Annotated in this window: 23 protein-coding genes; 4 read left to right on the top strand and 19 right to left on the bottom strand. The window is 62.0% G+C overall.

Annotated features, from left to right (window positions below; translation table 11 throughout):
* Window positions 1-2: 2 nt before the first annotated feature.
* Window positions 3-1,922, top strand: coding sequence for an ABC-F family ATP-binding cassette domain-containing protein (locus AUC43_RS12220; protein WP_068193818.1), 1,920 nt, complete (start codon window positions 3-5; stop codon window positions 1,920-1,922).
* Window positions 1,923-2,021: 99 nt separating this feature from the next.
* On the opposite strand, the gene AUC43_RS12215 is transcribed toward AUC43_RS12220, so the two are convergent.
* The 4 genes from AUC43_RS12215 to AUC43_RS12200 all read right to left on the bottom strand — a co-directional run bounded on the left by AUC43_RS12215 (window position 2,022) and on the right by AUC43_RS12200 (window position 4,638).
* On the bottom strand, window positions 2,022-2,636 hold the full coding sequence (locus AUC43_RS12215) for a hypothetical protein (RefSeq protein ID WP_068193816.1): 615 nt from the start codon (window positions 2,634-2,636) through the stop codon (window positions 2,022-2,024).
* Between the two features lie 46 nt (window positions 2,637-2,682).
* The gene (locus tag AUC43_RS12210) at window positions 2,683-3,534 is read right to left on the bottom strand and encodes a hypothetical protein (RefSeq protein ID WP_068193813.1); all 852 of its coding nucleotides are present in this window, start codon (window positions 3,532-3,534) and stop codon (window positions 2,683-2,685) included.
* A 186-nt stretch (window positions 3,535-3,720) separates the two neighbouring features.
* Window positions 3,721-4,080, bottom strand: a complete 360-nt coding sequence (locus tag AUC43_RS12205; protein WP_068193811.1) for a DUF952 domain-containing protein — start codon at window positions 4,078-4,080, stop codon at window positions 3,721-3,723.
* Between the two features lie 171 nt (window positions 4,081-4,251).
* Window positions 4,252-4,638 carry a hypothetical protein gene (locus AUC43_RS12200; protein ID WP_068193808.1) on the bottom strand — a complete coding sequence of 129 codons (387 nt, stop codon included), beginning with the start codon at window positions 4,636-4,638 and terminating at the stop codon, window positions 4,252-4,254.
* A gap of 152 nt (window positions 4,639-4,790) precedes the next feature.
* Here AUC43_RS12200 and hppD point away from each other — a divergent pair, with 152 nt between their 5' ends.
* Together hppD and AUC43_RS12190 are read left to right on the top strand one after the other, a co-directional pair.
* Entirely contained in the window at window positions 4,791-5,924 is a 1,134-nt protein-coding gene (gene hppD / locus AUC43_RS12195; RefSeq protein ID WP_082685066.1) for a 4-hydroxyphenylpyruvate dioxygenase, read from the top strand.
* A 124-nt stretch (window positions 5,925-6,048) separates the two neighbouring features.
* Window positions 6,049-7,785 (top strand): phospho-sugar mutase, encoded by a 1,737-nt coding sequence (locus AUC43_RS12190; RefSeq protein WP_068193801.1) that lies wholly within the window; start codon window positions 6,049-6,051, stop codon window positions 7,783-7,785.
* Window positions 7,786-7,889: 104 nt separating this feature from the next.
* Here AUC43_RS12190 and AUC43_RS12185 read toward each other — a convergent pair whose 3' ends face one another.
* From AUC43_RS12185 to AUC43_RS12145, 9 genes are all read right to left on the bottom strand, one after another.
* The gene (locus tag AUC43_RS12185; RefSeq protein ID WP_068193798.1) at window positions 7,890-10,058 is read right to left on the bottom strand and encodes a hypothetical protein; all 2,169 of its coding nucleotides are present in this window, start codon (window positions 10,056-10,058) and stop codon (window positions 7,890-7,892) included.
* Window positions 10,059-10,476: 418 nt separating this feature from the next.
* On the bottom strand, window positions 10,477-12,162 hold the full coding sequence (locus tag AUC43_RS12180) for an ABC1 kinase family protein (protein ID WP_068193796.1): 1,686 nt from the start codon (window positions 12,160-12,162) through the stop codon (window positions 10,477-10,479).
* A 130-nt stretch (window positions 12,163-12,292) separates the two neighbouring features.
* On the bottom strand, window positions 12,293-12,763 hold the full coding sequence (locus AUC43_RS12175) for a phasin family protein (RefSeq protein ID WP_068193793.1): 471 nt from the start codon (window positions 12,761-12,763) through the stop codon (window positions 12,293-12,295).
* Window positions 12,764-13,013: 250 nt separating this feature from the next.
* Window positions 13,014-13,991 carry an alpha/beta hydrolase gene (locus AUC43_RS12170; protein ID WP_068193790.1) on the bottom strand — a complete coding sequence of 326 codons (978 nt, stop codon included), beginning with the start codon at window positions 13,989-13,991 and terminating at the stop codon, window positions 13,014-13,016.
* A 293-nt stretch (window positions 13,992-14,284) separates the two neighbouring features.
* Window positions 14,285-15,448: a lysophospholipid acyltransferase family protein gene (locus AUC43_RS12165; protein ID WP_068193786.1), complete on the bottom strand. Its 1,164-nt coding sequence runs from the start codon at window positions 15,446-15,448 to the stop codon at window positions 14,285-14,287.
* Window positions 15,449-15,536: 88 nt separating this feature from the next.
* Window positions 15,537-16,205, bottom strand: a complete 669-nt coding sequence (locus tag AUC43_RS12160; protein WP_068193782.1) for a YggS family pyridoxal phosphate-dependent enzyme — start codon at window positions 16,203-16,205, stop codon at window positions 15,537-15,539.
* A gap of 147 nt (window positions 16,206-16,352) precedes the next feature.
* Window positions 16,353-17,375 carry a vWA domain-containing protein gene (locus AUC43_RS12155; RefSeq protein ID WP_068193778.1) on the bottom strand — a complete coding sequence of 341 codons (1,023 nt, stop codon included), beginning with the start codon at window positions 17,373-17,375 and terminating at the stop codon, window positions 16,353-16,355.
* Window positions 17,376-17,663: 288 nt separating this feature from the next.
* Entirely contained in the window at window positions 17,664-18,587 is a 924-nt protein-coding gene (locus AUC43_RS12150) for a hypothetical protein (protein ID WP_068193775.1), read from the bottom strand.
* A complete protein-coding gene (locus tag AUC43_RS12145) occupies window positions 18,580-19,482 on the bottom strand; it encodes a DUF58 domain-containing protein (protein ID WP_068193773.1) in 903 nt (300 codons plus the stop codon). Before AUC43_RS12145 ends, AUC43_RS12150 begins: the two co-directional genes overlap by 8 nt.
* A gap of 37 nt (window positions 19,483-19,519) precedes the next feature.
* Between AUC43_RS12145 and AUC43_RS12140 the strand changes: the two genes are divergently transcribed.
* Window positions 19,520-19,933: a DUF4296 domain-containing protein gene (locus AUC43_RS12140; RefSeq protein ID WP_157781054.1), complete on the top strand. Its 414-nt coding sequence runs from the start codon at window positions 19,520-19,522 to the stop codon at window positions 19,931-19,933.
* Here the strand turns inward: AUC43_RS12140 and AUC43_RS12135 are convergent.
* The 6 genes from AUC43_RS12135 to egtB form a co-directional block, all read right to left on the bottom strand.
* The gene (locus AUC43_RS12135) at window positions 19,926-20,270 is read right to left on the bottom strand and encodes a tRNA-binding protein (RefSeq protein ID WP_068193767.1); all 345 of its coding nucleotides are present in this window, start codon (window positions 20,268-20,270) and stop codon (window positions 19,926-19,928) included. The genes AUC43_RS12140 and AUC43_RS12135 overlap by 8 nt on opposite strands.
* 44 nt (window positions 20,271-20,314) lie before the next feature.
* Window positions 20,315-20,899 carry a DUF922 domain-containing protein gene (locus AUC43_RS12130; protein ID WP_068193764.1) on the bottom strand — a complete coding sequence of 195 codons (585 nt, stop codon included), beginning with the start codon at window positions 20,897-20,899 and terminating at the stop codon, window positions 20,315-20,317.
* Window positions 20,900-21,008: 109 nt separating this feature from the next.
* Window positions 21,009-22,382 (bottom strand): MATE family efflux transporter, encoded by a 1,374-nt coding sequence (locus AUC43_RS12125; RefSeq protein WP_233254000.1) that lies wholly within the window; start codon window positions 22,380-22,382, stop codon window positions 21,009-21,011.
* A 101-nt stretch (window positions 22,383-22,483) separates the two neighbouring features.
* Window positions 22,484-23,596: a pyridoxal phosphate-dependent aminotransferase gene (locus AUC43_RS12120; protein ID WP_071885900.1), complete on the bottom strand. Its 1,113-nt coding sequence runs from the start codon at window positions 23,594-23,596 to the stop codon at window positions 22,484-22,486.
* A gap of 233 nt (window positions 23,597-23,829) precedes the next feature.
* The gene (gene egtD / locus AUC43_RS12115; protein WP_068193753.1) at window positions 23,830-24,792 is read right to left on the bottom strand and encodes an L-histidine N(alpha)-methyltransferase; all 963 of its coding nucleotides are present in this window, start codon (window positions 24,790-24,792) and stop codon (window positions 23,830-23,832) included.
* A gap of 121 nt (window positions 24,793-24,913) precedes the next feature.
* A complete protein-coding gene (gene egtB / locus AUC43_RS12110) occupies window positions 24,914-26,251 on the bottom strand; it encodes an ergothioneine biosynthesis protein EgtB (RefSeq protein WP_068193748.1) in 1,338 nt (445 codons plus the stop codon).
* Between the last annotated feature and the right edge of the window lie 75 nt (window positions 26,252-26,326).

Below are 26,326 nucleotides of genomic sequence, written 5' to 3'. Positions count from 1 at the left end.
CTATGAATCTGTTATCCGCCGAGAACATCTCGAAGAATTACGCCGACCGCTGGTTATTTAAAGACCTCAACTTCGGCTTGCAACAAGGGCAGCGCGTGGCCTTTGTGGGCATCAACGGCACGGGCAAGACCACGCTCATGCGCGTGCTGGCCGGCCTCGAAATCCCCGATACCGGCCTGGTGAGCGTGCGCAAGGGCATCCGCGTGACCTACCTGGGCCAGCAGCCCGTGTTCGACGAAAGCCTGAGCGTGGAAGAAACCATCTTCGCCAGCCAGAACGACACGCTTAAAGCCATCCAGGAATACGAGCACGTCATCAACGACCCTAATCACAAGTCCGACGACCTCCAGCGCGTGCTCGAGCGCATGGACGCCCTCAACGCCTGGGACTACGAAGCCCAGGTACAGCAAATTCTCGGCCGCCTCGGCATCCTAGGCGAGCTGCTGACGCGCAACGTGGCCCAGCTCTCGGGCGGGCAGCGCAAGCGCGTGGCCCTGGCCCGCGTTCTCATCGAAGAGCCCGACGTGCTGCTGCTTGACGAGCCCACCAACCACCTGGACCTGGCCACCATCGAGTGGCTCGAAAACCGGCTGTCGTCCCCCACCCTCACGCTGCTGATGGTGACCCACGACCGGTACTTTCTGGACAAGGTGGCCAATGAAATCGTGGAGCTTGACAAGGGCAACATGTACCGCTACCAGGGCAACTACGCCTACTTCGTGGAGAAAAAGGCCGACCGCGAAATGCGCGAAACCGTGGAAGTAGAAAAGGCCCGCCAGCTCTTCAAAAAGGAGCTCGACTGGATGCGCCGCATGCCCCAGGCCCGCGGCACCAAGCAGAAAGCCCGCATCGACGCCTTCTACGTGACCAAGGAAAAGGCCAGCACCAACCTCAACAAGCAGCAGGTGGAGCTGAGCGTGAAAACCACCCGCCAGGGCGGCAAAATCATCGAAGCCGACAGCCTGAACAAGAAATTCGGCGACAACGTGGTGCTGAATGATTTCAGCTACGTCTTCAAGAAGAAGGACCGGATTGGCCTCGTGGGCCCCAACGGCGCGGGCAAGTCCACGCTGCTCAACATGCTCACGGGCAAGCTGCAGCCCGATTCCGGCACCATCGACGTGGGCACCAACACCGTGTTTGGCTACTACACCCAGACCGAGCTGGAATTCGACCCTTCGCAGCGCGTCATCGACATCGTGAAGGAAGTGGCCGAAGTAGTGGAGCTGGCCAACGGCGACGTGCTCACGGCCAGCCAGTTCCTGAACCTGTTCCTGTTTCCACCGGCCCAGCAGTACACGCTGGTAAGCAAGCTGAGCGGCGGCGAAAAGCGCCGCCTGCAGCTGCTGCGCGTGCTCATCAAAAACCCCAACTTCCTGATTCTTGACGAGCCGACCAACGACCTGGACCTGGCCACGCTCAACATCCTGGAAGATTTTCTGCTGCACTTCACCGGCTGCCTGCTCATTGTGAGTCACGACCGGTACTTCCTCGACCACCTCGCCGAGCACCTCTTCGTGCTCGAGCCCGGCGGGGCCGTGCTCAACTTCCCCGGCAACTACACCGACTACCGCGAATACCTCGAAGAGCGCGAAACCGAAGCCGCCCTGGAAGCCGAAGAGAAGGCCGCCAAAGCCGCTCGGGCCGCGGCCAAGGCGGCCATCACGCCCGCTGCGGTGAGCACGGCGGTGGCCCCTTCGCCGGCCAAGCGCCGCGCCACCTTCGCCGAGAAGAAGGAATACGAGCAGCTTGAAAAAGCCATGGCCGGCCTGGAAACCGAAAAGGAGCAGCTCACCGCCAACCTGAACGGCGGCAGCGGCAGCCCACAGGACTTTGCCGCCTGGGGCGCCCGCCTGCAAGCCCTGGAAAAGGAATTGAGCCAAAAAGAAGAACGCTGGCTGGAGCTGGCCGACTACATGTAAGCACTACCGTCTCACGATAAACGCAACAGGCCCCCGCGAGCTTTTCGCGGGGGCCTGTTGCGTAGCTGGCAGCTTACCAAAGCGGCAGGCGACTGCCGCTTATTCCCCTGTGGCGATGTTGATAACGTGGTTATTGCCGTCGAACAGGATTTCAAACCAGCCGTCGTATTTCTCGTCGCCGTACCGCGTATGGTTAGCAGCAATGGCCTTGTAGTTGATATTCCGGGACCTTCCGGGCTTGGCAATCGGCTTTAAATCTCGGAGCACGTTATTGTCTATCAGATACCGGGTATAGGTAGTTGGAGCGCCTGGCCTGAGGGATTTTGTTTCGGTAAAGGGTTTGATTTCGGAGGTCAGAACGCCGCCCACCCGAAACGCCTGCTCTGGTGATTTGCCAAAGGCCAGCGTGTTGTCATTCAGCTCAAAGCCCACCAACCCATCTTTGAGGAAGTACAGCTTATTGGCGTTGTAGTAATACACCACGGCCGTATCGGCTTCCATTTCAAAGTACATACTTCCCATCCGGGTGGGCCGGCCCAGGGCCTTCACAGCGGCCTTGGTGCCCTGGCCCAAGCCAAGTTTGGTCTTGCTCCCAGTCTTGGCATTCAGCAGCCCAAGATGCTGCACATCAAATCCTTTCTGGGCAAAAGCGGTGGTACCCCAGCCCAACTGCCAGGCCATCACAATGGCCAGGAGGCACGCTATTCTCTTCATCAAGGTGGTGGACTTTTTGGTGTAAAGTAGGGCGCTAAAGCTAGCGCTACCTGCGCGTATGTACCTGCACAAATTCCAGCGGTACCGCACGGCGGCCCACCGGCGCCTGCACCACCAAGCCGTCGGCCGCGTCGTAGCGGGGGAAATAGAGGTAGCCCCGCACCTGATAGCCCGGCGCCAACGACACCTTGCGCAAGGCAAATTCCTGCAGGTTGGCCGCCCGCGCCTGCATGGCCTCGGCGGCGACGGCGTGGCCGATTTTGGCGGCTGTGGAAAAGGCGCTATAAGTCACGGCCGCGTCGTGAATGGCGGCGCGGCTTTGATATTGTTGGGCCGTTTCCCGCTTGCCGATGCTGGCCACATCCGTGGCCAGGCTGGCGGCGCCCAGGACCAAGCCAAGCCAGTCGATGCGGGCCGCTTTGTCCGCCTCCTTTCGGGCCCGCTCGGCCAAGGCCATTATTTCGGGTTCGGGGTCGAAGGCCGGCACGGCTTGGGGTGGCAAGGGCGGTAGCGGCAGGGCCATGCTGCCAGCGGCCACGGCGGCCGTTACCTTGGCGCCAGGCAGAGGCTTGGGCCGCTTGGCTTTCTGGCCCGGGGCGGGTGCCGGAGCTGGCAAGCGGCTGGCCTGGTACTGAAACGCGGCGGGGTCGATGACCAGCGTGCGCTTCGTGGGGTTAAAGTATTCGGCCTCAAACACGACCCGCGTGGGCTCGTAGCACACAAAACTCAGGCGGACTTCCACGCTGTCGGCCACGGCCAGGGCTTGCTCCCGGCCTTCGGTGTTCTGGCCCGTGGGTTGAGCTGGTTTCAGGCCCAGTTGATACGTGGGGGCGCAGGCCGTAGTAGCCAGCCCAACCAGAGCCAGCAATTGGAAGTGGCGGAAGTAAAAAGGCAGCATAAGACCAGGCGAAAGGAAAAGTGCTTCTGGCCGGAAGATGCTGGTTGCCACCCTGAGGTTGCAAGGCCCGGCACATTTATTTCGCAATATGGTGCTATCCGCTGATTTATTTAGGCTGAGATATCCGCACAGCTTTTTTTAAGCTCAACTTACTGCGTCGGCGCCTAAAAATTATTCCGCCCCGGCTTATTCCGCCCCACCACTCAGCTCTGCTGGCAGCTGGAACTGCCCGACTGTATCCGGCGCGAAAGGCCACACGCGGCGTACCGCCGCCAGCGGCACCGACCCAAATACATGGGCGAAGGCTTCGCCGCGCGAGGCCACCCACTCGCGTTCTACCCGCACATGGGCCGCCGTCAACGCGGCTTCGTCCCACTCCAGCAAAACCAAATCGGCCCGCCTGGCATAGTACCGGCGGGCCGTTTCGAGTATTTGCGGCTGTTCCGAGGAGTGAATAAAGCCTTCGGCCTGCAAGTCGGCGCTGGCAAAAAAGCCAGTTTGTTGGGCTCTTTGCCAGTCGCTGGCTTCGGCAATGCGATAGAGCATTGGTCTGGTATTGATTGAGGATAAAAGTAGAACGTCATGCTGAGCGGAGCCGAAGCATCTCGCGTGCTTTCACTAATCAATGCCTATGCAACGATTGGGTTACTACCACACGCGAGATGCTTCGCTGCGCTCAGCATGACGTTCTGGGTTCGTTCTTACGGAACGGTCAACCTACGCTTTCCACAGCTCCTGCTGCACCTGCTTGCCCACCGTAAGCATGATGCGCACGGGGTTCGGTATCAGCGTGATGCGGGCTTCTTTGCCGGGGTACTTCTCTGAGTCGACCCACACGCCTTCTTTGGGCGAGGGAGTGGAGTTGGGGTCGCTGGGCAGGTAGGCCGTTGGCAGCAGCACGTCGGTGTCAGACTTCAGGTCGGTGTGCACTTTGTCGAGCGCCGTTTCGAGGAAGTCGCCGTATTCGTCGTTGAAGTCGTCTTCCAGGTCGTGCAGGGCTTCCTCCACGTCGTCGTAGCGGGCATCGTCGTAGGTGAGGGTGTGCAGCTCGGCCTTCTTTTCAATCAGGGCCACAAGGGCGCGGTTCAGTTCTTCGGTATTCATGGGAGCGCTAAGGCAGATGATTGGGCACAAAAATGGGAATGATTTGCTAAACACTCGCCGCAGCCGGCCATCAATTTTTAAGTACCAGCCAATTTATATCCGAACCTGTAATTTTACCGCAGTATCCCCACCCTTCTTTTTCCCTCCCACCCATGCAATCCATGACCTCGCCCGAAGTGCTGGCCCAACCCGCCCAGGACTTCCTGCCCCTCAAAGGCACCGACTTTGTTGAATTCTACGTCGGCAACGCCAAGCAGTCGGCCTACTACTACCAGGCCGCTTTTGGCTACGAGCTGGTGGCCTACGCCGGCCCCGAAACCGGCCTGCGCGACCGCGCGAGCTACATGCTGCAGCAGGGCAAAATCCGGCTGGTCCTCACCACCTCCCTCCTGCCCGATTCCGACATCACCCGTCACGTGGCCCAGCACGGCGACGGCGTGAAGGTGATGGCCCTGTGGGTAGACGATGCCCGCAAATCCTTCGAAGAAACCACTAAGCGCGGCGCCCGCGTGGCCTTCGAGCCCTATACTATCGAGGACGAATTCGGCTCGGTGACGCTGGCCGGCATCTATACTTATGGCGAAAGCATCCACACCTTCGTGGAGCGCACCAACTACACCGGGCCCTTCATGCCGGGCTTTGTGGCCAAGAAAAGCCTGGTGCCGCAGGGCGAGCCCGTGGGCCTGCTGCACGTGGACCACTGCGTGGGCAACGTGGGCTGGGGTGAAATGAACACCTGGGTGAAGTTCTACGAAGACGTGATGGGCTTTAAGCTCCTGCTCACCTTCGACGACGAGGACATCAGCACCGAGTACTCGGCCCTGATGAGCAAGGTGGTGAGCAACGGCAACGGCTACGTAAAATTCCCCATCAACGAGCCCGCCGAAGGCAAGAAAAAGTCGCAGATTGAGGAGTATCTCGACTACTACCACTCGCCCGGCGTGCAGCACATCGCCATCGCCACCAACGACATCCGCCGCACCGTAACGGAGCTGCGCCGCCGCGGCGTGGAGTTCCTCTCAGTGCCCGGCACGTACTACGACGACCTGCTCGACCGCATCGGCGCCATCGACGAGGACCTGGCCTCCATCAAAGAGCTCAACCTGCTCGTTGACCGCGACGAGGAGGGCTACCTGCTCCAGATTTTTACCAAGCCCGTGGAAGACCGGCCCACCGTGTTCTACGAAATCATCCAGCGCAAAGGCGCCAAGAGCTTCGGCAAAGGCAACTTCAAAGCCCTGTTTGAAAGCATTGAGCGCGAGCAGGCGCTGCGCGGCAATCTGTAGGTTGAATTATCCGTAGAGACGCATATTTGCGTCTTGTCTTTGAGCGTGGCCCCGGCCACCTGTTCGACGACAAGGCGCAAATCTGCGTCTCTTCATTTCCTGCCCTTACACCTTTTCCTTTCCCATGGCCCTTTCTCCCGACATTCAGAAGACCGTCGACTCGTGGCTCACGCCCGACTACGACGCTCAAACCCAGCTCGCCATCCGCGAAATGGTGGCCAGCGGCCATTACGAAGCCCTGACCGACGCCTTCTACCGCACCCTCGAGTTCGGGACCGGCGGCCTGCGCGGCATCATGGGCCCGGGCTCCAACCGCATGAACCGCTACACGTTGGGCATGGCCACGCAGGGCTTGTGCAATTACTTGATAAAGAGCTTCCCGGGCCAGGAAATCAAGGTGGCCATTGCCCACGACAGCCGGAACAACAGCGCCGAGTTTGCGCAGATTGCGGCCGGCATTTTCTCGGCCAATGGCATCACGGTGTATTTATTCGACGCCCTGCGCCCCACGCCCGAGCTGTCGTTCACCATCCGGGAATTGGGCTGCCAAAGCGGCTGTGTGATAACGGCTTCGCACAACCCCAAGGAGTACAACGGCTACAAGGTGTACTGGAACGACGGCGCGCAGGTGGTGGCCCCGCACGATAAAAACATCATCGACGAAGTAACTAAAATCACCAGCGTCGGAGCGGTTAAATTCGAAGCCGACCAGTCGAAAATCATCAGCATCGGGCGAAACATGGACGCCCGCTATTTTGCCCGGGCGCGGCAGCTCAGCATCGACCCGGCGGCCATCCAGCGGCAGCACGATTTAAAGATTGTGTACACGCCCATTCATGGCTCGGGCATTGCGCTGGTGCCGGGCTTGCTGCAGGAATTTGGCTTCACCAACGTGAGCATTGTGGACGCCCAGGCCACGCCCGACGGCAACTTCCCCACCGTGCAGTCGCCGAACCCCGAGGAGAAAAGCGCCATGCAGCTGGCCCTCGACCAGGCCCAGGCCCAGAACGCCGACATTGTGCTGGCCACCGACCCCGACGCCGACCGCGTGGGCGTGGGCGTGAAGAACAACAAAGGCGAATGGGTGCTGCTCAACGGCAACCAGACCGCCGCCCTGCTCACGTACTACCTGCTCTCGGCCCGGCACCGCGCCGGCCAGGCGGCCCCCAACGATTTCATTGTGTACACCATCGTGACGAGCGAAATCATTGGCGACATCGCCCGGCAGTACAACATCAAAAGCTACCAGACGCTGACCGGCTTCAAGTACATTGCCGGCCTCATCCGCGACCTTGAGGGCCGCGAAACCTACGTGGGCGGTGGCGAGGAGAGCTACGGCTACCTCATCGGCGACTTTGTGCGCGACAAAGACGCCGTGTCGGCCTGCGCCATGATTGCCGAAATGGCGGCCGTGGCCAAAGACCAGGGCCGCACCCTCTACCAGGAAATGGTGCACATGTACGCCCACTACGGCCTCTACGTGGAAGACCTCATTTCACTGACCAAGAAAGGCATGCGTGGCGCCGAGGAAATTCAGGAAATGATGGCCCAGCTGCGGGCCACGCCCCCGGCTACCATCGCCGGCCTGAAAGTGGTAGAAATCCGGGATTACAAAACCGGCCGCATCCACAACCTCACCACCGGCCGGATTTCCGAAACCGGCCTGGAAAGCTCCAACGTGCTGCAGTTCCTCACCGAAGACGGCAGCAAAATATCGGCCCGCCCCAGCGGCACCGAGCCCAAAATCAAGTTCTATTTCAGCGTGAAAGAGCCCCTGCACTCCGCCGTGGATTACGACCTAGCTACGCGCCTGGCCAAGGAGAAAATCCAGGCGATAATTGCGGATATGAATCTGCAATAGCGCGCGAAGGTATCGCGAAGTTGAAAAAGGGAAGTCCCGCAAAGTTTGGCAGAACGTCAAACTTTGCGGGACTTCCCTTTTTAAACTTCGCGGACCTTCGCGCGCTACAGCCGCACCCCAATGCCCGGCCCCAGCAGGTAAAACCACTTGCCGGCGCCCAACAGCCGGCCGCCGCCGAGATACAGCGGAAACGTAAACTTGGCGTCGCGGCGCGTGGGGTACACCGAGCCCAGAATCACAATCCCCAGGTCCCGTTCGCTGGTGCTATTCTGGCTCAGGTTGAAGGCATTGAGCGCCACGAAACCCGCCCCGATTTTGTACGGGCGCAGGCGGTTGATTTTGTCGGGGCTGTAGAAACTGAGCTGCGCCAACGTAGCCAGCGAGATGCCGCCGAAGTTGCCGTAGCCGGTTTCACCCTGGCGGCGGGTGAGCAAGCCCGCCGGGAAACTCACGTCGATGTCGAACTTGTAGCGGCGCTTGAGCACCAGCTCCACGGTTTGGGTGTAGCCGGGCTCGGCGTATTGGCTGGCCTGGTGCTTCACCGTGACCACGATGCGGCTCCAGTCGTCGAAATCGTAGGTTTTGCGCGATAGCAACGAGTTCAGGCTGAGCGGGTCGGTGCGGCACTGCTTGTCGGAGTAGAACACGGCGCGGGGCGAGTTGTCGCCGGGGCAGATGACCACGTTGTCGACGCTGCGCATCTCCATCAGCTCGCCTTTGCTGTTGAGGGTGCGCACTTCAAAGCTCAGGAACTGCTTGCCGTAAAGCTCGTCGCCTTTGTCGATGCCGTTGGGGTTGAACTGGAACACCACGTCGCGGATGGTGCCGTCGTGCAGCACCGGGCCATCGAGCCGCGTGATGGGCCGGGCTGCCTCGCCGTAGACAACCGACACAAAGTCGAGCGGGTGGGGCCGCTGGAATTCCCTTACGCCCAGGGTATAGCCGGTGGACTGCCCGGCGTTGAAGATGGTAATCTTGCGCTTGGCAAAATTTACGGGCACCTGCACCCGGTACACCAGCCGGGTATCGGTGCGCACCGACGAATCGGAGCGCATTATCGGCAAGTCCTCAAAGGACATCCGCGCTTTTTGCAGGCCCTCGCCCTCCAGGCGCACGTCCACGGTTTCGCCGGGGCTCACGCTGAGCGAGGAAGTCCATTCGCCGCCCCGGTGCAGCACCTGCGCGCTGCGAATCACGGTTTGGGGCGTGATGTCGAGGTTGGTGATGTAGCGGGCCACGTCGGCTTCCTTGATGTAGAGGTAGCCTTCGGTTTGGCGGTGCGTGTTGTAGGGGCGCAGGTAGCACAGCACCCGGTCGTTGCTAAGGTACTGGCGCGTAAACACTTCGGCAATCAGCGAGCCACCGGCTTCTTCCTGGTCCTCAATGCGGTAGGTGCGATGCAGCTCGAAGCTGCGGCCGTTATCCAGAATCAGCTCAACGCCCCGGCGCCGGCTCAAGTCGTCCATGGTCACGCTGCGCTGGTCCGGCGACAGGAACCTGAGGCGGCTGCCTTTCACGTTGAACTCCTGCCGCAGCACCGGGAGCTGGTAGCTGAGGCGCCCGTTGGGCAGCAGGCTGGGCCGCTCGGTTTGCAGCTTCACCAGCAGCGTGCGGGCCCCGAGCTGGTTGGGCAGCACGTGCAGGCGGAGCAGGCCGTTGGCTTCGGCCACCACGCGGTAGTCGAAATCGTTGCCGCGCACCCACTCGCCGGTGGCGCGCACGTTGCGGGCGTTCGAGCTGGTCAGCTCCAATACTTTCTCTTCGCCCACAAATAGTTCGGCATCGGGCACGCGCAGCGCCAGGGAGGTGCGGGCCAGCGGCAGCAGCGGCACCACCTGCCGGTGGGGCTCCCGGCCCACCGAGTCGGCCGCCTGCTCCACCACCAACCGCAGGAAGCGGGCAGTAGTGAGGTTCTGAAACTTGAGGCGCGTGCGAAAGCTGCCGTCGTCTTCTTTCGTGAGCGAGTCGAGCTGCTGATAATCGGGGTTTCGGCGCAGGCGCAGCGGCTTGGGGCTGACGGCATTGGCCGGAAACAGGCGCAGCTCCACGGTTTCATCGTCGCGCCGGTACCACAGGTACAGCGTGGGCACGCCTTGCACCATCACCGTATTTCGGCTCAACAGGAAGGTGGCGGTATCGGTGCGCAGGCTGGCTTCGCGCAACACGGGCGGGCCCCAGGGCGCCGTTTGGGCAGCTGCCAGCCGGGGAATGATGCCCCCCAGCAGTATACCAAACGTGGCGATAAGTACCCGGTAGCTAAGCGAAACTGGCATGCCAAATCAAGCGGAACGGAAATAAGGCCCCGCTTCGCAAAGGTCGGCGCGCATAAGCTCGACTACAATGCCTTGTTGACAAATTAGAGCTGTTTCGTGGGGCACCTCACCCACGGCCCCTCTCGTTGGGAGAAGGGAGCCACGGCGGCGCGGTCCTGTCATTGCGAGGAGGTACGACGAAGCAATCCGTCCTGGTCTCAGCGATTAACCCAATAATGTGAAAAGCCCCGGTCCTGCACAGTGCAGGGGCTTGTCGCTTTAAAATAGCTTGTCACAAGTTGGGGTTGGTCGCACAGAGAGGACGGATTGCCGCATTCCGCTGCGCTCCATTCGCAATGACAAGTAGGCTCCCCTATCCGCCGGAGAGGTACCGGGCCGGGCCCGGCTGGGGTGCGGTTTCGTCCGAGCTGAGGTGCTCCTACCCTTTTTCCCGACGGCCCATACCCAGCAGCATCAGAATGAGCAGGATAAAGCCTGTAGCCCCGAGGCTCCACCAGGTAATTTCGGGCACGCCGCGGTGATAGGGCATATCGGGCGAGTAGCGGCCCAGCAGCGACAGGCCCGAAAACACGAGGCCGCCCACGCTGAGCAGAGCCAGGATGGTGCGGCTCACCAGCTGGTCGGCCTTGCGCACCAGGGTGTTGTAGCCCACCAGCTCAAATTTCAGGCGCAGCTCGCCCTTGCTGATTTTGCGCACAATCTGCCGCACGTCGGAGGGCAGCGTCTGGAGCAGCGCCAGCAGCTGCGTGCCGGTGTATTCTGCTTCGCTGAGCAGGTTTTGGCGGGAGTATTGCTCGCGGATAATCTTGGCGCCGTAGGGCCGCACAAACTCGAAGGTGTTGAAATTCGGGTGCAGCACCTTGCCGATTCCTTCCAGAATAACCAGCGCCCGCAGGATGAGGAATACCGCGCCCGGCACCTGCAATTTGTAGTTGTAGATAATGGTCTGGAGCGCATCGGCCAGGTCGCTCATGCTCATCTCCTTCACGTCGAGCGTGGCGAAGTCTTCGATGAGCTGGCTGAGGTCGGACTCGAAGGCGCGCATGTCCGGGATTTCGGCCGTGATGGCCAGCCGCCGAAAATTGAGCGCCATGCTGCGCGCGTCCTGCCGCGCCATGCCGATGAACACGCCGGCAAAGGCGTATTTCTGCTGCTTGGTGAGCCGGCCCACCATGCCAAAGTCGATGAGGACCACCGTGCCATCGGGCTGCACCAGCACGTTGCCCGGGTGCGGGTCGGCGTGGAATATCCCAAACTCAAAAATCTGGGTCAGGTAGATGTCCATGCCCGTTTCGGCTACAGTCTCGGGGCTAAGGCCCCAGGCTAGGAGCTGGGCCTTGTCCGTAATTTTGCAGCCGCTCACGTACTCAATTACCAGAATACGCGCGGTACTCAACTCCCGGAAAGGCTTGGGAATGTAGAAGCTCGTATAGTCGGCGTAGAGCTTGCGGAATTGCTCCATTGAGCGGGCTTCGGCAGTGTAGTCGAGCTCCTTGCTCATGCTGCGCTCGAAGGCATCCACAATGTCCTGTGGGTTCGAGAGACCCTGTTTTTGCAGAAAGCCCGCCGTGAGGCGCACCAGTTCGTGCAGCAAGGCCAGGTCCGAACGCACGGTTTCGCGCACGCCGGGGCGCTGCACCTTCACCACCACTTCCTCGCCGGTGAGCAGCCGCGCTTTGTGCACCTGCCCAATGCTGGCCGAGCCCAGCGTAACGTCTTCAAATTCGCTGAAGACTTCTGAAATGGGCTGGCCTAGCTCTTCCTCAATTATTTGCCGGGCCACCACCACATCAAACGGCGGCACGTTGCTTTGCAGCTTCTCAAATTCTGTAATCAGGGCCTCGGGCAGCAAATCGGCCCGGTTGCTCATGGCTTGGGCCAGCTTGATAAACGTGGGACCCAGCTCCTCGATTACCAGGCGCACCCGCTCCCAGCGTGTGGTTTCGAACACCTGCCGGTCGGCGCGCTGCCAGTTCAGGCGGCGGGCCTGGCTCACAAGGCGGCGCAGCGGCGTGGTAGTCACCACGTCCTCAAAGCCATACCGCAGCAGCACCTCCGCCACCTGCCGGATGCGGGTGAGGTTGGAAATCGTGTTTTTAAACATCGACAGTGAAAGTAGTGCCTCCGCACGGCTTCAGGCCCTAAGGCCCAAGCGCCACGCTGGTTTGGCAACTAACAAAAGCCCCGTTCGCGAGCTGCGAACGGGGCTTTGATAAAGCTAATAGTCGTTGAAATCAGGCGTTGTCGCCGCCAGTGGCCGCCGAGGCGCTGGCGGCAGGTTTCTTGGCAGCGGTTTTTTTGGCGGTGCCGGCTTTGGCAGCGGCCGATTTTTGGGCGGTGCCGGCGGCGCTGCTCACTTTGTCGGCGGCTTTTTTGGTGGCACCGGCAGCTTTGCTGGTGGCGCTGCTGGCAGGCTTGGCGGCCGATTTGGCGGCGGGCTTCTTCGCGGCAGGTTTGCTTTTCGGCTTCGTCTCGCCCAGGCCTACCGTGCTCTTAATGCGCTCCGAGAGGCCCTGAAACTGCTTTTCGAGCTCGGCGCGCTTGCTTTCGCCGCTTTTCATCAGCTCATCCACTATTTTTTTGCCTTCGGCCTGGGTCATCTTGTTGTCTTTCACCAGCTTTTCGATGGTGGTCTGTACCGACTTGCTGCCCTGCGCGATGTACCCAACGCCGGCATTAACGAACTTCTTAAACAAATCTTCCATGGCGATGAAACAAATTGAGGTGAAAATGAAATCGGGGAAGTAGTTGAAGTCAAAGGCCTTGCCGCACTAAACTAGTATGCAAGCCGACTACTATTGCTGCAAACCTACGAATGCTACGCAGTAAAATCGAGCTGTTTACGCCGCTTTTCTCAAAATGTAGTGCTAAAGCGGCAAAATCAAGAATTATTTTTCTGAATACTACCATGAAAGCCAAAAAAATGGCTGCGCCAACGCCTTCATCCTAGGCTATTTACGCAGCCTTCCGGCCCGAAGCAGCCCGCCGCGGTGCGGCCGCCGGCCACGCAATGGCGGCGGCCGGCGGCGCGGCCCACAGCTGCTCCAGGAAGCCGGCCACCTGGTCGAGGGCCTGGCGGGCTTCGGGCACGATGCGCCAAAACAGGTGCCACCAGTGCACCAGCCCCTCAAAGGGCTGCAGCGTCACCTTCACGCCGGCAGCCCGGGCCTTATCCACGAATTTTACCACGTCTTCGTACAGCACTTCGGCGGTGGAAACCTGGATGAGCAGCGGCGGCAAGCCGTGCAAATCGGCCTGGGCAGGCGAAAGCAGCGGGTGCTCGAGGGCAGTTTTGTGGGCGTAGAGCACGCCCCAGGTGCGCATCTGCAGAGCTTCGAGCAGGAGGCCTTCTTCCCGGGCCACGCGGCGCAGGGCCGTGATGGGCAGGTTCAGGTCGGTCCAGGGCGAGAGGCACACGGCGGCGGCGGGCAGGGCCTCTCCGGCATCGCGCAGGGCCAGCAGCAGCGCCAGGGCCAGCCCACCGCCGGCCGAATCGCCGGCCACTACTATGTCTTTAGCCTCGTGGCCGTGGCGCAAGAGCCAGCGGTAGGCGCGCTTGGCGTCGTCGAGCGCCGCCGGAAACGGATGGTCGGGCGCCTTGCGGTAGTTGATGGTGAGCACGTTAAGCTTGCAGCGCTCGGCCAGGCTGCCCACCAGGCTGCGGTGGGTATTGAGCGAGCCCAGCACGTAGCCCCCGCCGTGCAGGTACAGCATCACGCGCTTGGGATGCGCGCCGCGGGGGCGCAGCCATTCCGCCTCGAGCCGCTTATCCAGCTTCAGGCTCTCGAGGTGTACTTTCCAGGGCATGAACTGAAACAGCGAACCGGCCTCCATGGCCAGGCGAATGGCGCCCACACTGGGCTTGTGCCGGGCCAGCGGGGCCGCCGCCGCGGTGAGAAGCTGCTTGAGCAGCAGGTGCTGGAAAGAGGGCATTGGGTGGGATAAATGCGGGAGGCAGAGCGGTATTTGGCAACTTCAACGGGCAACTTCGGAACGCCGGGATTAGCCGGTGTCGGCGCAGCAAAAAGCATCTCGCTCGGCGCCTTTTGTCATGCAGAGCGCAGCGAAGCATCTTATCAGGTTAGCACGACTCGTTCAATCGTGATAAGATGCTTCGCAGGCTCAGCATGACAAACGATTAGAGTACGCTGGTCGTAGAGATACATGGGCCTCGGTAATCACCCGATTACCAAGGCATTCGTCTTATGCTTTAAACATTAGAAACCCTAGGATTTGTGCCCCAGCTTGTTGTGCCGGTACCCCTTGATGGCCAGCGGAATCCAGCCGAGCAAGGGAACGAAATAAGCCAACGTAATGGGGTTGCGCCATAGCATACGCAGCCAGGCGCCCGGGCGGTCGAGCTTCATACGAAAATCCCGGTGACCTTCCTTCACATAAAGCCGCTCAAACTCGGTGAAAACGGCCGGCCAGGCAAATGGCAGGAAGAATGGGAAATAGCGGCGGTTTTCCTTCATGCGCTGCCACAGCTCGCCCCAGCGGTAGGGCTTCTGGCCGTGGGCGAGCACAGCAGCGTCCAGCTCCACCTGCATTTTCTGGCGCACTTGCTCGGACAGGGCCAGGTAGTCGTCGCGGGTCATCTCGGCCGGGGCTTTATCCGTGAGGTCGGAGGGCCGGATGCGGGTGCCCATCACGAAGATGAGCTTGGCCGGGAAGGCCAGGTAGAACGCCCAGGGCTGCACCAGCACCAGCAGCAGCAGCAGCGTGATGGGCAAAAACGGAATGCCGATTTTCTTGGTGAGGTTGTTTACCCAGGGGATGCTGTAGGCGTAGGGATTGAGGTATTCGGCGTTGATGGTGTAGAAGGGCACGATGTCCGTGCGGTGCAGCACGCTCAGGCGCACCATGCTGGTGGCCAGGCGCTGCAGCTGGTACTTGCGGTTGAAGCCCTTGCCAATGCCGGCCACGCCCTCGGGGTACAGCATCAGGTTGTGCTCCTGATAGTACATCATGGTCTCGAAGTTGAGCGTGGTGGCATCCACGGCGCCGCAGCGCTTCCAGAAGTTCCGTATTAGGTACGGGTTCATCAGGGCCGTTTTGGAGAGCAGCGGGGCCGAGAGGGGCCGCGGCAGGTCGTGTATCGACGAGTGCTCGGGCAGGTAGCGAAACAAGTGCGACAGGGCCACGATGGCATCCCAGGGGAAGGCCATGCCGGAGTGGTTGCTGGCAAAAATCAGCGGCCGGTCGGGGTTGTTGCGCTGCGGAAACGGCTCGAAGCCCACCAGCTCGGACCGGAACCACACGCGGTCGAGCAGCTGCAGGATGTTTTCGTCCACCGACCGGGTGAACTCTTCCTCGAAATAGTCGTCGTAGATGTGCTGGTTCGCCTGAATCTCTGGCGGAGGCGACGTAGCAGAAGCAGCAGTGGACATAACCGGAAGAGCAGCAGAAGCGGGAAAGATAGGAGAATTTCGACCGCCGTGCGGCCCGCCCCGGCCCTACCCTGCCGCCCGGACTGGCTTAGCCGCGGCTGCCGAAGATGGCACTGCCCACCCGCACCAGCGTGCTGCCTTCGGCCACGGCCAGCGGGTAGTCGCCGCTCATGCCCATCGATATTTCGCAAAACGCTGGCTCCGAAGCGAAATAGGCCGCTTTTAAGTGCTCGAAGTACCCACGGAGTTGCCGGAATTCCTGACGCAGCCGGGTTTCGTCGGGAGTGAACGTGGCCACGCCCATCACCCCGGTCAGGCGCACGTGCTTGAGCTGTTTGTATTCCGCCGAAGTAAGCATTTCTTCGGCTTCGGCCAGCGTCAGGCCGGATTTGGTTTCCTCCTGGGCGATGTGGAACTGCAGCAGCCCGTTGATGACGCGGTGGTGCGCGGCGGCGTGCTTATCCAGCTCCCGCAGCAGCTTCAGGCTGTCAATGCTTTGCACGGTGTGCACAAAGGGCGCCAGCAGCTTCACCTTGTTGGTCTGGAGCTGGCCGATGAGGTGCCACTCCACATCGGCGGGCAGGTTGGGCTGTTTGGCCGCCATTTCCTGGGGCCGGTTTTCGCCGAACATGCGCGCGCCGGCGTCATACGCTTCCTGCAGTTTCTCGACGGGGTGCGTTTTGGTAACCACGACCAGCCGGGCTCCTGTGCCAGCTAGCTCCTTTTCGATGCGGTGTATATTGTCGGCGATGGACATTTTTAAACGAGTGAAATAATACCGTCATGCTGAGCGCAGCCGAAGCATCTCACGTGCAGTCACTAATCCTGACGATTGGATTACTCCTCCACGCGAGATGCTTCGGCTGCGCTCAGCATGACGTGCTTTTAATAACAACGAACTACGTTAATCCTCCAGTGGATTGCTCAAAAACGTGCTTCGCAGCCCCAGCCAGAGCAGCCAGAGGCCGATGGACAGCCACAGGTACGGCAGGTAAAAATCCTTGGTATTGCGGAAGCGCAGCTGCTTGATTTCGGACTTTTCGAGGCGGTTAATCTGCTTGAAAACTTCGCGCAGGCCGGCCGTGTCCGTGGCCCGGAAAAACTGGCCTTCGGCGGCCGAGGCCAGCTGGCGCATGGTGGTTTCGTCGAGGCGGGTTTGCACATAGCGCGTGCGGCCCAAGGAGTCCTGCCCGTAGGGCACAAAGCCGTCTTTGCCCAGCCCAATGGTGTAGATGCGGATGCCGAAAGCATGGGCCAGTTGGGCGGCCAGCAGCGGGTCGAGGCTGCCGGCGTTATTCTCGCCATCGGACAGCAAGATGCACACCCGCGACTTCGCCGTGGACTCGCGCAGGCGGTTGGTGGCCACGCCCAGCGCCGTGCCAATGGCCGTGCCGTCGAGCTTAATCATGCCCACGCGCAGGGCGGCCAGGTCTTCACGCAGCAGGTCGTAGTCGGTGGTGAGGGGGGCCAGCGAGAAGGCCTCGCCGGCAAAGGCCACCAGGGCCAGCCGGTCGCCCACGCGCGTTTTCAGGAAGTCGGTGGCAATGCGCTTGGCCGCTTCCAGGCGGTTGGGCCGCAGGTCCTGGATTTCCATGGAGCCCGACACGTCGAGGGCCAGCACCAGGTCGATGCCGCGGCCCGACTGCTCCACCCGCTCGTCGGTGCGCTGGGGCCGGGCCAGCGCCACAATGCCAAAGCTGAGCGCCAGGCCCAGCACCACATCGGGCACGAAGCGCAAGGCCGCCACCCAATCGCGCGGCAGCAGGCCGGGGCCGAAAGCTACCCCCACCTGGGCCCGGCGGCGGGCCAGCACCCGGCGCAGCACAAACAGCAGCGGCACCGCCACGATGAGCAGCAGCAACCGCGGCTCCTGCCACTGGTAGCCGGCCAGGGTGGTGTAGCGCAGAAGGTTAAAAAAGTCGTTCAAGCAACCGCGAAGGTAGGAAGTCGCCACGGTGCGGCGCCTGTGGCATTATGGGGAAATGAATGCTGGGAGGCTCGAGCTTCAGTAGCAGTCGTTGTTCTTCGGGTTGAGCTAAACCACTGTTGTCGCTACCGCGCCTTTTGTCATGCCGAGCGCAGCGAAACATCTTATCCCCGCTGAACGAGTCATGCTGGCCTGATAAGATGCTTCGCTGCGCTCGGCATGACAGCCGATTATATGACAGCCGAATAAATGACAGCAGATTAGCTCAACGAACCATTTGTGCGTAGGCTACCCAACCAGCGAGGTATAGCGCCGTTCGGCAAAACCCCGCAGGCGCTGAAAGGCGCGGTCCACCTCTTTGGCGTCTTCGGTTTGCAGGTTGCCGTAAATCACTTTATCGGTCGCGCTCAAGGCATTGCGCACGTCAATGTCGTTTTCGAAGTACGCCACGATTTCGCGGGTGGTAAACGAGCTCAACTCGCTGTTTTCCAGTCCTGCGAGGTAGTTTTTCCAGAGCACCACTGCCCGCTCCACGTTGGTGGCCGAGCGGGATAAGTCGAACCGCTCCACGTGGCGGGCAAATTGAGCCAGAAAGTAACGGTGGTTTTTGCTCAGCTTGTAGGCTTGGTAGCGCCGCGTGAGCCGCCGCCGGAACAGTGCCGCCCCGCCCCCCAGCAGCAGCAGCACAACCGCCGCCCCCGCCAGCCAATACGGGTAATTAAACACGGGCTCGACGGGCACCAGGGTTAGGTTCTGGCGAAGCGGCGGGAGGTCGGCCGTGGCCGGCGCCGAGGCGGCAGTGCGCCGCAGGCGAACCTGGCTGGGCGGCGGCGCCACGCTCAGCGTATCGGGGCCCCGCAGCACGGCCACCGGCAGGGCCAGCGACTGCACCGAATCGAGGCGAAAGGTGCGCAGGTGGTAAATGGTCCGGTCGAGGCTGCGGCCCTGGCGGGTACGCGTGGGGAAGTACGTTTTGCCGGTGTACTCAAACGGCGCAAAACGCGCCAGCGAGTCCGGAAATACCACCTCCAGGCCCGGCTCGTGCTCGTACCTCAGCTCATAGTCCAGCGGCTCCCCTACCAGCACGGTTTTCTTCAGAAAGCGGCCCTGCAGGCCTGCCGGGGGACCCGCCTGCGCCCTGGCCGGGCTGCCGAGCAGCAGGCTGAGCGCCAGGCAGCTCACGGCTTTGCCAATGCTGCTGTACTTACCCACGGCGGCCAGACTGTCGGCGGTGACGGAACAGGTTTACCAGCTGCGGCACGAAGTCGCCTTCGGTGCTCAGCGACACAAAGCCCGTGCGATTGCGGCGGCAGATGTTCACCAGCTGCGCCTCTTGGTAGTCGGCATTGGACTGCACGTGGGCCCGAAAATCGTCGGACGAGGTGTTGACCCAGCGCACCTGCCCGGTTTCGGTATCGCGCAGGGGCACAATGCCCAGGGCCGGGAAGTCCCGCTCGCGCGGGGCCAGGGTTTGCACCACTATCAGGTCGTGGCGCTGGGCCAGCATGGCCAGCTCCCGCTCGTAGTTTCCGTCGATAAAATCCGAAATCAGCACCACCAGGCTGCGGCGCTTGAGCAGCCCCAGCGCCTGCCGGATGCCCGCGCCCACCCCCGTGCGCCGCGACTGGGGCTGCAGCGCAAACAGCCGCTGGATGAGGGCGTACGCGGCCCGCGGGCCCTTGCCGGGCGGCAGGTACAGCTCTTTTTGGTCGGAGAACGCAAACAAGCCCAACGCCGAGCCCTGGCGGGCGGCCGATAGCGCGAGCAGGCCCGCAATGTCGCGGGCCACATCGAGCTTGCGGCGCTGGCCGTCGCCCACTTCCAGCGAGGCACTCACGTCGAGCAGCACCAGCACCTGCTGCTCCTTTTCCTCTTTGTAGGTTTTCACGAAGGTGCCGTGGCCCTTGCTCGACACGGCCCAGTCGATGGCGCGCACCTCATCGCCGTATTGGTAGAGGCGCACATCGTCGACTTCCAGGCCCGTGCCTTTGAATACGGAGTGAAAATCGCCCTGTAGCTGGGCCTCTACCGCCTTGCGAATGCGGATTTCGAGGTGGCGCAGGCGGCGCACCAGGGCGGTGAGGGCCGGGGGCACGGAGGGGTTCATGGCGGCGAAGCTACGGCTTGGGAGTAACTTTGCCCCCGTGAAATCATTCCGTCGTCGTTGCCTGGGCGTGCTGCTGCCCTCCCTCCTGCTGGTCCTGCCCGCGTGCCAGCGCCCCGAAGAGCCGCCCAAGCCCGCCGACCTGCTCCCCAAAGAAAAGATGATAGCCCTGCTCGCCGACTTGCACGTGCTCGAAGCGCGCGTGGAAAGCAGCCGCCTCCAGCCCGATTCGGCCCGGGCGCTGTACCTGTCGCAGGAAAAGCAGCTACTCGCCAGGCGCGCGGCCACCGATTCGGCTTTTCAGCGCAGCTACCGCTACTATTTCATCCACGGCAAGGACCTCGACGACATCTACAAGGCCGTGATTGATACGCTGGGCCGGCGCGAAAAGAAGCTCGACCCGGCCAGTGCCGCCTACAGCAAGGAGCCGCAGCACAACCAGCCGGCTAAATAAGCCGGCTGCCATTCGGCACCGGTCCGGCCACGTCGGCCAGCACAATGTGGCCGTCGGCATCGGCAAAGCCGGTTACCAGTACCTCGGAGCGGAATTTGCCGATTTGCTTGGGCGGAAAGTTGACCACCGCCACCACTTGGCGGCCCACGAGGGCCTCCAACGTGTAGTGGTGCGTGATTTGGGCACTGGATTTTTTCAGCCCAATCTCCGGGCCGAAATCAATCAGCAACTGGTACGCGGGCCGGCGGGCCTCGGGAAACGGGTGGGCCTCGCGAATGGTACCCACGCGCAGGTCCACGCGCTCAAATTCAGTCCAGGTTAAAGTAGCGTCGGGCATGGACGAATGTAGCGCAAGGCGCCCAAACGGCTTATATCCAAAAGCTATTCCTGGGCCGCAAAAGCCTGCAGTTGAGCCAGCTTGGTTTGGGTTTGCTTTTCCCAGTATGCCTGCTTCGCGGCATTCAGGCCGTGGTTGGTTTCCACGTCGTAGCGGTTTTGCTCCCGGTCCCACTCGGCGTACACGCTCTTGGTGAAGTTGTTGAAGGCCGGCTGCAGCTTGGTGCAATCTACTTTGGCCTGAAAGGCCACCAGCTTCTGCCGCATGATGCGGGCGTACACTTCCGTCAGGTCGAAGTGCATCTGCTCGTGGCGCAGCAGCGCGGGCGTGAAGTTCTTGGGGTCCCGAAACCAAGAGGTGTTCGGGTCGAACGTGGCCTGCACGGTCCCGGTAAACACGAAGTCGCGGCAAGCGGCGCCGGCTTTTATATCGGTAGTCGTGAGGGCGGCCAGACGCTCGTAGGGTTTGGGCCGGCTCAGAAAATCGGCCACGGTGAGCGGGCGGTTGGCCGACCAGGCAATAGGGGCCGCCGCGGGTTTGGCGGCTGCGGGAGCCGCTTGGGCAGGCTTCGCCGCCGGGCCCTGGAACAGCGTGGCTGCCGCCAGAAAGGAGGTTAAAAAAGAAAGCATAAAAATGGTAGGGTGGGAAAAAGTCCGAGCTCCGCGGCTGAACACGTGCCGCCCTGCAAAAATTGTCCCAACTACAGAAATTACTTTCCGAGTTCCCTGTGGCGCTGGGCTACACCGTGGCCCGCTCTTCGGCCGCGGCGGGCAGGGCCGCGGCAAAATCCGGCTCGGTTTCGCGGCGGAAGCGCAGCAGCAGTACTGTGGCCACAATGCTCAGGCCCACCAGCAGGCCCGTCCACACGCCGGGTGCGCCCATGTGCAGCTTGAAGCCCAGGAAATACCCCAGCGGCAGCGCCACCGCCCAATACGCCAGCAAGGCCACCACCGAAGGCACTTTCACGTCTTCCAGCCCGCGCAACGCGCCCAGCCCCACCACCTGCAAGCCATCGGATACCTGAAACAGGGCCGCAATGAGCAGCAGCGTCGACGCCTGCGCCACCACCTGCGGGTCGCTGATGTAGATGTACGGCACCAGGTGCCGGGTGAAAATCAGCAGCAGGGCCATGGTGCCCATGAACCCAAAGGTGAGCCAATACGCGGCAAAGCCGGCGTGCCGGGCCGCGTTCAGGTCGCCGGCCCCGCGCAGGTTGCCCACCCGGATGGTGGCCGCCGCGGCAATGCCGCTGGCGGCCATGTACGTCATGCTGGCCACGTCGATGGCCACTTTGTGCGCCGCCTCGGTGGTCACGCCCAGCCAGCCTGCCATGAGCAGCGACAAGCCGAACGCGCCCACTTCCAGCGCCATCTGCACCCCGATGGGGGCGCCCAGGTCCACTACCCGGCGCACGGTGGCGCCCACGGGCAGCCAGCTGGTTACGGCCGCCCGCTCGGCCCGCAGGCGCTTGGCGCGCAGCACGTAGGTAGCCATGAAGGCCGCCATCAGCCCGCGGGCCATGAGCGTGGCCCAGGCCGAGCCCATCATGCCCATGGCCGGCAGCCCCAGGTGGCCATATACCAGGGCGTAGCAGAGCAGGCCATTGAGCACGTTGCCCAATATCGATAGCCACATGGCTTGCCGCGTGAGCCCCAGCCCCTCGGCAAACTCCCGAAAGCCCTGAAACACCATCAGCGGAAACAGCGACAAACTGATGACCTGCACCCACGGGCCGGCCAGGGCCACCACCTCGGGGGGCTGGCCCAGCAGGTGCAGAAACGGGGGCACCAGCTGGCCCAACCCGGCCAGCACCAGCCCGGCCAGCGCGTTGGTCCACACCGAGGCCACCAGCAGGCGGCCAAGCTCGGGCAAGTCGCGGCGGCCGTCAGCGGCGGCTACCAACGGCACGCTGCCCATGCTCAGGCCCACGCCCAGCACCAGGAGCACGCTGGTGGTGCTCACGCCCACGCCTACGGCCGCCAGCGGCACTTTGCCGATGTGGCCCACGACCACGGAATCAACAAAATTTACCAGCACGTGGCCCAGCTGCGACAGCATGACGGGCAGGGCGAGCAGCAGCGTGGGGCGCAGATGCGGACGAAGGTTTTCCAACTTAAACAACAAAATCAACCGGCAAACGCGCCGGGCACAAAGGTACGGCCGCGGGCTTTCGGGCCCGGCGATAACCAGGTATTTCCGGGGTGAGAAAGTTTTTAGACCGCCAGTGGAGCCAACACTTCCCGCATTCGGGCCAACGCCTGCCGGAGCGCCGCCTCGGGCACCGCATAGGAAAGCCGCGCAAAACCGGGCGCTCCGCAGCTAGCACCGTCTACTACCTCCACCCCGCCCGCCGCCAGTTGCCGTACCAGTTGAGCCGAAGCTTCGGTGGCAGGCAGCCCGGGGTCCAGAAAGCGGGTGAAATCGGCGAACACATAATATGTGCCTTCGGGCGCCACCCCCGTAGCTGCCCCGGGCAACGCCGCCAGCCCGCTCAGCAATACATGCCGTGTGGGAAGCAGCTGCGCGCACAGCCCCGCCCCAATGGCTTCGGCGTGCTGCGTAGCCGCCAGAGCCGCCGCTTGAGCTAGAACCGGCACGGCCACGCCGGTACCAAACAGCCGGGCCGCCACGCGGCGCGCCAGCGCGGGCGGCGCCACCAGGCAGCCCACGCCCCAGCCCGCCAACGCCAAAGACTTAGAGAAGCCGCTCACCACCACGTGCCGCTGGTGCGGGTCGGGCAAGGCGAGCAGCGTAGGAACGGGCTCCGCGCCAAAGCAGATGCCTTCGTAAATCTCATCGCTGAGCACCCACAGCTGCGGAAACTCCCGGGTAACGGCCAGCAGCGCCGCCCATTCGGCCCGCGAGTACACCCGGCCGGTGGGGTTGTTGGGGTTGCTGATAATGAGCAGCCGGGTCGCCGGCGTGAGCCTGGCCCGCAGGGTTTCGGGGCTTAGGGCATAATTGTCGGCCGCTGCGAGGGGCAGCGTGCGCAGCATTCCTCCTGCCCGGCGAACCAGCTCATAAAATCCGAACCAGTTGGGTGTGGGCAGCAGCACGTCATCACCCTGCTGCAGCATTTCGCTGAGCAAGGCAAATAGGCCCGTTTTGGCTCCGGCTGTCACCAGCACTTGCTCGGCGGTGACGCGGCTGGCGCCGCGCTGGCGGTAACGTTGGGCTAACGCTTCGCGCAGCTCGGGTGTGCCGGCAGCCGGGCTCACGGCTAGCGGTGCCTGGCGCTGCTGGGCACTGGCTAATACTGTGATGGCGGCTTCCATCGCCACTGCGGGCACTGCAAAATCTCCGTAGCCAGATGCTAAGCTTATCATTTCCACTGGACTTCTTTATTGAGTAAAAGTAGGGTTGAGTTGGGCTAGCTGAAGCCTCACTCGCACCATTTGTCATGCAGAGCGCAGCGAAGCATCTTATCCGGTCAGCACGAGTCGTTCAGCGGTTAGAAGATGTTTCGCTGCGCTCTGTATGACGGACGATTAAGTCACTACACCAAGCGAAATGCTGCGCTCTGCATGACAGACGTTTGCAGCCTTAATACTCAAGCGACTTACTCCGCCTGCGTAGCCAGAACCACATCGGCAAAATCGGTCTCGGCGTCGGTAAACGCAGTCACCACCCGCAACCCAGCCGAGGCGGCCAGCTCCTCAATCTGTGGCAGGGTGAATTTGTAGGAGTTCTCGGTGTGAATGACTTCCCAGGCCGCGAAATCAAAGGTTTCGTCCAGCGCTTCGATGTGCACCTGCTGGGCGCGGGTGCTCACCAGGAAGGAGCGCACGGCCCCGTTCAGGGGGCTGTAATCGGTGTAGTGCTGCCAGTGGGCGAGGTCGAAATCGGCGCCCAGTTCGCGGTTGAGCCGGGTGAGCAGGTTCAGGTTGAACGCGGCCGTCACGCCCTGGGCGTCGTCGTAGGCCGCGCGGATGCGGCGCGGGTCTTTTTGCAGGTCGAAGCCGATGAGCAGCCGGTCGGTCGGCGCTAAGGGAGCGGCCAGCTGGCTCAGGAAACTGAGCCGCTCGGCCGGGTGGAAGTTGCCGATGTTGGAGCCCAAAAACAGCACCGCCTTGCTGCCAGGCCGGGTGCGCAGCTGGTGCAGGGCCGTGAAGTAATCCGACACGGCCGGAGCCACTTGCAACTCCGGCAGCTCCTGCCTGAGTGCGGCGACCAGGCCCGTCATGGCGCCTTCGGAAATATCCACGGGCACGTAGGTAAACGGCCGGCCGGCCTCCAGCAATTCGTGCAGCAGCAGCTTGGTTTTGGCTCCATCGCCGGCGCCCAGCTCCACCAGTGCAAACTCCTCCCCTGCTTCGGGGCTTAACGCAGCCACGATGGCAGCGCCGTGTTCCCGAAAAATGGAGAATTCGGCCCGCGTGGGGTAGTACTCCGGCAGCTCCATTATCTGCTGAAACAGCCGGCTGCCGGCATCGTCGTAGAAATACATCGACGAAATGGCCTTGGGAGTCTGGCGGAGGCCCTTGGCCACGTGCTGGGCCAGGTCGCTTAGTACAGTTACCATTTAACAATGAACATTTTTACCAGCCCTTGCGCTTGCTCACAGGCCGTTAATTTAAAAGAAAAGAGAAGCACCGCGAGGTTGCGCAAAGCGCACAGGTAAAAGAACTGATAACTGTTACCTGTTAACTGTTAAATGACCTCGCCAGCCGAATGCCGGTGAACTGCCAGCGCTTGTCGGCATGGAAAAAGTTACGGTAGCTGATGCGAATGTGGTTTTCGGGCGTGGCGCAGGAGCCCCCGCGCAACACCAGCTGGTTCACCATAAACTTACCGTTGTACTCGCCCAGGGCGCCGGCAGCGCGCGCATAGCCCGGGTAGGCGTGGTAGGCAGAGTATGTCCACTCCCAGCAATCGCCAAGCAGCTGGTGGCAAGCGGCAGGGTCAGCGTCGGCCGGCAGAGGCTGGGGGTCGAGCAGGCTGCTTTCCAGCCAGGTGCCGCCGCGGGTAGTGGCCCCAAAGTAGCGGGCGGCGGTTTCCCATTCGGCCTCGGTGGGCAGGCGGGCGCCGGCCCAGTTAGCGTAGGCATCGGCTTCGTAAAAGCTGATGTGGGTGACGGGGGCGTTCAGCGCTACCGGCTGCAGCCCGTGGTGGGTGAACCGGTACCAGGTGTCGTCGCGCTTTACCCAATACAGCGGCGCTTCCCAGCCCTGTGCCTGGGCCAGGTCCCAGCCCTCGCCCATCCAGTAGCGAAAGTCGTGGTAGCCCCCGGCATCGATGAACGCCAAGTAATCGGCGTTGGTAACGAGACGGTTTTGCAGCTCAAAATGAGCCACCAGCACATCATGCGCGGCCAGCTCGTTATCAAAGCAAAAGCCTTCTTCCTGAAAGCCCACCCGGTAAATGCCACCGGGCACAGCCAACCAGGACGCTTCGCTTAATGAGGAATTATCGGCACCCGCCAATTCTTCATTCCTCATTCCTGATTCTTCATTCTCCTCAATGTAGGCGGGCGCCAGTGGACTGGTGCTGAGAATGTATTTAATGTCGGTGGCCAGCAGCTCCTGGTGCTGCTGCTCGTGCTGCAGGCCCAGTTCCAGCAGCTCGTAGAATGCGGGCGGCAGGGCCGCTTCGGCGCTGAGCAGGGTGGCCAGCGCGGCATCTACGTGGGCGCGGTAAGCCAATACGTCGGCCAGGGGCGGGCGCGACAGGGTGCCCCGGTCGGCGCGGTTCACCCGCGAGCCCAGAGAATTGTAGTAGGAGTTGAAGAGGAACGCGTAATCTGGGTGGAAGAGCTGGTAGCCGGGCGCGTATTCTTTCAGCAGGAAGGTTTCCCAAAACCAGGTGGTGTGAGCCAAATGCCACTTGGGCGGGCTCACGTCTATCATGGGCTGCACCACGGTGTCTTCGGGCAGCAGGGGCGCGCACAGCGCCTGGCTTTGGGCGCGCACGGCTTGGTAGCGGGCCAGCCAGGAGGGGGCAGCCGGCGGGGCTGGGGCGGAGGGAGAATAGGCTGGAAGCATAGCAAAAGGAATGGCAAAAAACCGCCATCAGCTCACTAACCGCATTAGTAGGCTTCGGGTTGCGGCGGGCGCTCG

The sequence above is a fragment of the Hymenobacter sedentarius genome (genome assembly GCF_001507645.1).
Taxonomy (GTDB): domain Bacteria; phylum Bacteroidota; class Bacteroidia; order Cytophagales; family Hymenobacteraceae; genus Hymenobacter; species Hymenobacter sedentarius.
The sequence above is the reverse complement of the archived record's forward strand: the minus strand, read 5'-3'. Positions and strand labels throughout refer to the sequence as shown.